Consider the following 6,393-nt stretch of genomic DNA (forward strand, 5'->3'; position numbering starts at 1 on the left):
CTTGCGGCCCCCGTTACTATCACATCATCTTCATCGCATTCTTGAACATGATGGCCGAAACCACCAGCAGATAGATCCCGAAAATCTTGCGCAGCGGCGCAGCGGGCAGGCTGTGAGCCGCAGCCACGCCATAAGGCGCGGAGATGATCGACATGCAGGAAATGGCGATCACGGCGGGGATGTTGACGAAGCCGAGCGAACCATAGGGCAAGCCCGTTTCACGCAGGCCGATGATGGCGAAGCCGATGGCGCTGGGGATGGCGATCAGCACGCCGATGCCGGCGGCCGTGGCGATGGCGCGGTGGATGGTGCGGCCGCTCAGCGTCATGACCATGATGGCGATGGTGCCGCCACCGATGCCCAGCAGCGCCGAGAAGGTGCCCAGACCGCCAGCGATCGCCATGCGGGGCGCCAGGCTGGGCATGTTGTCGCTCAGCTTGTGGTCGGCCAGCTTGGGCAGCAGGAACATCACGGCCATCAGGGCCACGCCGATGGCGAAGATCATCAGCAGCACATGGCCATCGACCTTGCCCGCCAGCAGCACGCCGACGGTATCGCCGATGACCAGCCACGGCGCCCATGTCTTCAAAATCTCGAACTCGACCGCGCCACGTTTCGCATGCGCCCTGAGCGAACGAAGCGAGGTGATGATGATGGTGGCCGCCGATGTGCCGATGGCGACATGGGCCAGCTGGTGCTTGTCGCCACCCAGCAGGGGCAGCACCAGCATCAGCGCAGGAACCACAACGAAGCCGCCGCCAATACCGAAAATACCGGCGGCGAAGCCTGCGACAAGACCGGCTGCCAGCATTGCCAATGCAGGCACCAGCCACATACTCATCTCTTGCGTCAAAATTCTGACCCCTTGTTTTAGAGCGTCCGGTCAGCTGCTTTGTGGGCGAGTTCACCATCGCGCCGGTCAAAGCCGTGCCATTCGTCCCTGTCAGGAGTTTGTTTGCGCCTGACAGCTTTTTGGCGACAGAAGTGATTTACCCACTTGAATTTCACCTCGGCTTGCGCATTGTGAGAAGAAGTCCTGCCCGCATGACAGTTTTCGGACACTGACTGGCCTCCCCACGCAGCAATCCATTCGGAAGCCTCCCCGAGGCAGGCGGATTTATGGCCTGAAATCAATTTGATGTGATTATATATCCCTACGCCTGACGCACAGGCCTGTCGCCTTGCCGCAAAACCTTTGCAGACGTGACAAGAGACCTGATTGCGCGAGTCGCGGCTGGCGAACCGGCCCTTTTCCCGATCCACTCCTGCTCCATCCCCCACTGATGCCGCACCGGGTCTTGCGAAAGCATCGGCAAAGCGCAAACAAGGGGCCGTTCCCCCACGGCGACGCGCGGGAGCTTGAGAAGGATCCGGAATGTTGTCTCTGCCCGCCGGTCTGACGGCGCATATCCCCGCTTTGGGCCGCCTGCCCCGGCGCAAGGCCCGCGTGCTGGCCGTGGTGCTGGCGCTGCTGGTGGCCGCGCTGGCGGCATGGTGCCTCACCGCCACGCCGCCGCCGATCAAGGTCGCCAAAAAGGGCGGCTACACCGATGTGAAGCTCTACCACGATATGGCGGCGCAGGTCGCCAAGGGGCAGAACTACTATCCGGCGGCGGCGGCCCTGCACCGGGCCCACCACTATCCGCTCAAGCCCTTCATGACGATGCGTCAGCCCACGGAGGTCGTCTTCGCCGCACGCTTCGGCTGGCAGGCGGTGCAGTATTTCTGCATGGCGGCGCTGTTCATCGGCACCTTTCTCTGGGTGCTGGCGACGGAGGGCAAGCTGCACCTGATCGAGCGACTGGCCCTGCTCGGCGCGCTGGGCTCGGGCGGATCGCAGGTGATGCAGCCCAACATCCTGGCCCTTCAGGAGTACCCGGCGGGGCAATGCATCTGCATCGCGCTGGCGCTGTGGATCGGCTGGCCGCGCAAATGGTGGCTGCCGATGATCCCCATCGCGCTGGGCCTGTTCATCCGCGAGCTGGTGCTGCCCTTCGCCCTGCTGGCCCTCGCCTTCGCCGTCTTCGAGAAGCAATGGCGCGCCGTGGCGGGCTGGGTCAGCGTGCTGGCGGTCTGGGGCGCCTTCATGGCCTGGCACGCCAGCCAGGTGAACGCACAGGCCCTGCCGGGCGATATCGCCTCCAAGGGCTGGCATGGGCTACAGGGCTTCTCGGGCTTTCTCAAGGCGGTGATCTTCACCAGCACGCTGCAACCCCTGCCCCTTGGCGTGGCGCTGCTGACGGCCTCCCTGCCGCTGCTGGGCTGGCTGTCGCTGCGCGGGCGCGAGGGACGGTTCTGCATCCTCCTCGTCTTCGGCTATGCGCTGATGATCGCCCTCTTCTCCCGCGCGGACACCTTCTATTGGGGCGCGATCATGCTGCCGTGGTACTTCATCGGCTATGTGCTGCTGCCCCGCGCGGCGTGGCGGTTGTGGACCTATTGGAACACGCCGGATGAAGCGGTTGTTGAAGGGGTTTAAAGGGTGAAAGCAGGGGGCCATCGTCCCCTGCACCCCCGTTACGTCTTCCGGCGAAACGGCAGTGGCTCACGAACGGAGCGCCCAGACTATCCACCTGCACAGGCCTGTGGCGCCGCAGGCAATCGGATCATGACCGACAGCGCCTCGCTGGACATCCTGCCTGCGGCGCGGCAAACTTGGCGCAAGACCGAACCCGTGGCGCAACACAGACATTAAAGGGAGCGCGAGGGCGATGGCCCTCGCACTTGTCCTTTGCTTCTTAACCCTGCGGAGCAATCGTCGCCGCATTCCCGGCGATCTTCAGCAGCGCCGCCCATGTATCGACGTTCTGCTGCAACTCCGCCGGGTCGATCTTGTCCAGCGTATCGTCAGGCGTGTGGTGCAGGTCGAAATAGCGGGTCATGTCCTGCGTCATGTCGATGACCGCCGTCTTCTGCGCGGCGGCGATAAAGCCGACATCCTCGCCGCCCTCGGCCTTGTTCTCGCCGCGCACAACGCCCATGTCCGAGAGACGGGCCGCGATGGCCTCGCCCAGCGCCTTGTCGGCAGCGCCCATGGCGATGTTCACGCGCCACACGCGGCCCGCGCCCGAATCCGATTCCATCGCAAGCGCGTGAGGCTCCTTGGCATGCGCCTTGGCATAGGCCTCGCCGCCGAAGCCGCCGCGCTCCTCCGCGCCGGCCCAGAGCACGCGGATGGTGCGCAGCAACTGGCCGTCCTTCACCGCCTGAAGCGCCGCGGCGGTGACGATGGCGCAGCCCGCGCCGTCATCGATGGCGCCGGTGGCCAGATCCCAGCTGTCGAGGTGGCAGCCCACCAGAAGGGGCGGCAGCGCGGGATCGCGGCCCGGCAGCTCGGCCACCACATTGCCCGACTGCACAGTGCCGGTGAAGCGCGGGGTCAGCGTCAGGGCGACCTGCTCGGCCATGCCTTTCTTCGCGCGCAGGGCGATCAGATCGGCGTCGGGCGCCGAGACGGCAGCGGCGGCAATTGGGGCCACGCCCTTGTCCCAGCCGGTGAAGCCGGTGTGCGGATCGCGGTTGTGGTCGGTGCCGATCGAGCGGATCAGCACCGCCGCCGCGCCCTTGCTCGCCGCCAGCGAGGGGCCCGAGCGCCGCGCCGCGCCATAGGGCCCATAGCCCGCGCCGTCCTGAGCAGCGCGCATGGCATTGTCGATAAAGACGATCTTGCCCTTCACGGCGGCATTGGGGGCGGCCTTCAATGCATCATAGCTGGCGAAATAAACCATCGGCGCCTTGATGCCGCCGGCGGGCGTCGCGCCCGAATTGCCGAGGGCGGCGATGGCCAGCTTCTGCTCGGCCGGGCCCAGCAGCATCGCGCTTTCCGCGCCGCGCTCCCAGCCGGGCATGGTGTAGGGTTCGATATGCGGGTTGGTGAGGCCCAGCGCGGTCAGGCGCTTGACGGCCCAGTCGCGCGCATAGGCCTCGCGCGGCGTTCCGGCCAGACGCTGGCCAACCTCGCTGGTGAGGTCGGCGACGATGCGATAGGCCACCGTATCCTTCCCGTCCTGAGCCTGCGCGGTAACGGGAGCCGAAGCGGCGGCGAGACTGGCGGCGACACAGAGGATGGGCGCCAGCGAGGAAAGAATGTTTCGCATGGGCGCAAGGATTAGCGTGGCCCAAGAACACTGCCAAGATGGCAGATCACCCCATCGTTCCATCCCGCTGCGCTCACTTTCCGGCCCGCCATGCCACGCCCCGCTTGGCAAGGGCCGGGCCAGCCTGTAGTGAGCGCGGCAAATCCGGTTCAAAACGCATCATTCCGCGCATCATTCGACTTTGGAGACCGCCTGTGGCCGCCCAATACGCCTTCGTCATGAAGGACATGACCAAAACCTTCCCCGGCGCCGCCAAGCCGGTGCTGAGCAACATCAACCTGCAGTTCTATCAGGGCGCCAAGATCGGCATCGTGGGCCCGAACGGCGCGGGTAAGTCGACCCTGATCAAGATTATGGGCGGCATCGACAAGGATTACACCGGCGAGGCCTGGCCCGGCGAGAACATCACCGTGGGCTACCTGCCGCAGGAGCCGCAGCTCGATCCCACCAAGTCGGTGCTGGAAAACGTGAAGGATGGCGCCCGCGCCACCGCCGATCTGGTCGACCGCTTCAACGAGATCAGCAACATCATGGCCGATCCGCCGGAGGACGTCGATTTCGACGCCCTGATGGAAGAGATGGGCGATCTGCAGGGCAAGATCGACGCCGTCGATGGCTGGACGCTCGACAACCAGCTGGAAATCGCGATGGAAGCGCTGCGCTGCCCGCCCAGCGACTGGTCGGTGGAAAGCCTGTCAGGCGGTGAAAAACGTCGTATCGCGCTGACCCGCCTGCTGATCCAGAAGCCGGACATCCTGCTGCTCGACGAACCGACCAACCACCTTGACGCGGAATCGGTCAACTGGCTGGAAAACCACCTCAAGGAATACCACGGCGCGGTGCTGATGATCACCCACGACCGTTACTTCCTCGACAATGTGGTGGAATGGATTCTCGAACTCGATCGCGGAAAGTACTTCCCCTACGAGGGCAACTACTCGACCTATCTCGACAAGAAGGCCAAGCGCCTCGAGCAGGAAAGCCGCGAGGACGAAGGCCGCTCCAAGGCGATCAAGGACGAGCTGGAGTGGATCCGCGCCGGCACCAAGGGCCGCCAGACCAAGAGCAAGGCCCGTATCAAGGCCTTCGACCAGTTGGTTGAATCGCAGGAAACCCGCATCGTCAACAAGGCCCAGATCGTCATCCAGGTGCCCGAGCGTCTGGGCGGCAAGGTGATCGAGGCCAAGAACATCACCAAGGCCTATGGCGACAAGCTGCTGTTCGAGAACCTCTCCTTCCTGCTGCCCCCCGGTGGCATCGTCGGCGTGATCGGGCCGAACGGCGCGGGCAAGTCCACGCTGTTCAAGCTGCTGACCGGTCAGGAGCAGCCCGATGAAGGCACGATCGAGATCGGCCAGACCGTGCGTCTGGGCTATGTCGACCAGAGCCGCGACCATCTGGACCCCAGCAAGAACGTCTGGGAGGAAATCTCCGACGGTCTGGACTATATGAAGGTCAACAAGCAGGACATGAGCACGCGTGCCTATGTCGGCGCCTTCAACTTCAAGGGTCAGGATCAGCAGAAGAACGTCGGCAAGCTGTCGGGCGGTGAGCGCAACCGCGTCCATATGGCCAAGATGCTCAAGCAGGGCGGCAACGTGCTGCTGCTCGACGAACCGACCAACGATCTGGACGTGGAAACCCTGCGCGCCCTGGAAGAAGCCATCGAGAACTTCGCTGGCTGCGCCGTGGTCATCAGCCACGACCGCTTCTTCCTTGACCGACTCGCCACCCACATCCTCGCCTTCGAGGGCAACAGCCATGTCGAATGGTTCGAGGGCAACTTCGAAGCCTATGAGGAAGACAAGCGCCGCCGTCTTGGCGATGCGGCTGACCGCCCCACCGCGCTGGCCTATAAGAAGCTGACTCGCTGATCTTTTCAGCATTTCGGTGAAACGAAGCCCCCGTCGCCGCGCGCGATGGGGGTTTTGTTTTCCACTATGCTGTTTTTACATGAAAAGCAGAAAGCTGAACAAAAGCCTATCTGAACGGTTCAGCACGATGTCAGCCAGTGTCTGATACAAAGTAACGATCAAGGCGGCATCCATCACGGATCGCCTGGGGAGCATGAGGTTACCATGGGCAACAACCGGCGCTCGGCGCATCTTGCAACAATCGCGGCGATGGCGAGCATCGCAATGATCGCGACCCCGGCCATGGCCCAGAATCGCGACGACCATCCCGGTGGCGGCGGCGGACATCCGCAAGGCCAGCACGGTGGCGGCAACCCCGGCGGCGGCGCGCCGCATGGCGGTGGCGCCCCCGGCGGCGCCCCGGCAGGCGGAGCGCCCGGCGG

General features: G+C 64.4%; 5 protein-coding genes. 3 read left to right on the forward strand and 2 right to left on the reverse strand.

The window, feature by feature from the left end; genetic code table 11:
• Positions 1-19: 19 nt before the first annotated feature.
• Positions 20-841, reverse strand: a complete 822-nt coding sequence (locus SR3_RS01955; RefSeq protein WP_407668129.1) for a sulfite exporter TauE/SafE family protein — start codon at positions 839-841, stop codon at positions 20-22.
• Between the two features lie 534 nt (positions 842-1,375).
• On the opposite strand from SR3_RS01955, the gene SR3_RS01960 reads away from it, so the two are divergent.
• Entirely contained in the window at positions 1,376-2,479 is a 1,104-nt protein-coding gene (locus SR3_RS01960; protein ID WP_068080092.1) for a hypothetical protein, read from the forward strand.
• A 259-nt stretch (positions 2,480-2,738) separates the two neighbouring features.
• Here the strand turns inward: SR3_RS01960 and SR3_RS01965 are convergent, their stop codons facing one another.
• Positions 2,739-4,097, reverse strand: coding sequence for a M20/M25/M40 family metallo-hydrolase (locus SR3_RS01965; protein ID WP_068080094.1), 1,359 nt, complete (start codon positions 4,095-4,097; stop codon positions 2,739-2,741).
• A 194-nt stretch (positions 4,098-4,291) separates the two neighbouring features.
• Here SR3_RS01965 and ettA point away from each other — a divergent pair, with 194 nt between their 5' ends.
• Both ettA and SR3_RS32155 read left to right on the forward strand, forming a co-directional pair.
• A complete protein-coding gene (gene ettA, locus SR3_RS01970) occupies positions 4,292-5,971 on the forward strand; it encodes an energy-dependent translational throttle protein EttA (RefSeq protein ID WP_068080096.1) in 1,680 nt (559 codons plus the stop codon).
• 204 nt (positions 5,972-6,175) lie between these two features.
• The coding region (locus SR3_RS32155) for a hypothetical protein (RefSeq protein ID WP_218018749.1) at positions 6,176-6,393 on the forward strand (218 nt) is incomplete at its 3' end.

Source organism: Novosphingobium rosa NBRC 15208 (genome assembly GCF_001598555.1).
Lineage (GTDB): Bacteria > Pseudomonadota > Alphaproteobacteria > Sphingomonadales > Sphingomonadaceae > Novosphingobium > Novosphingobium rosa.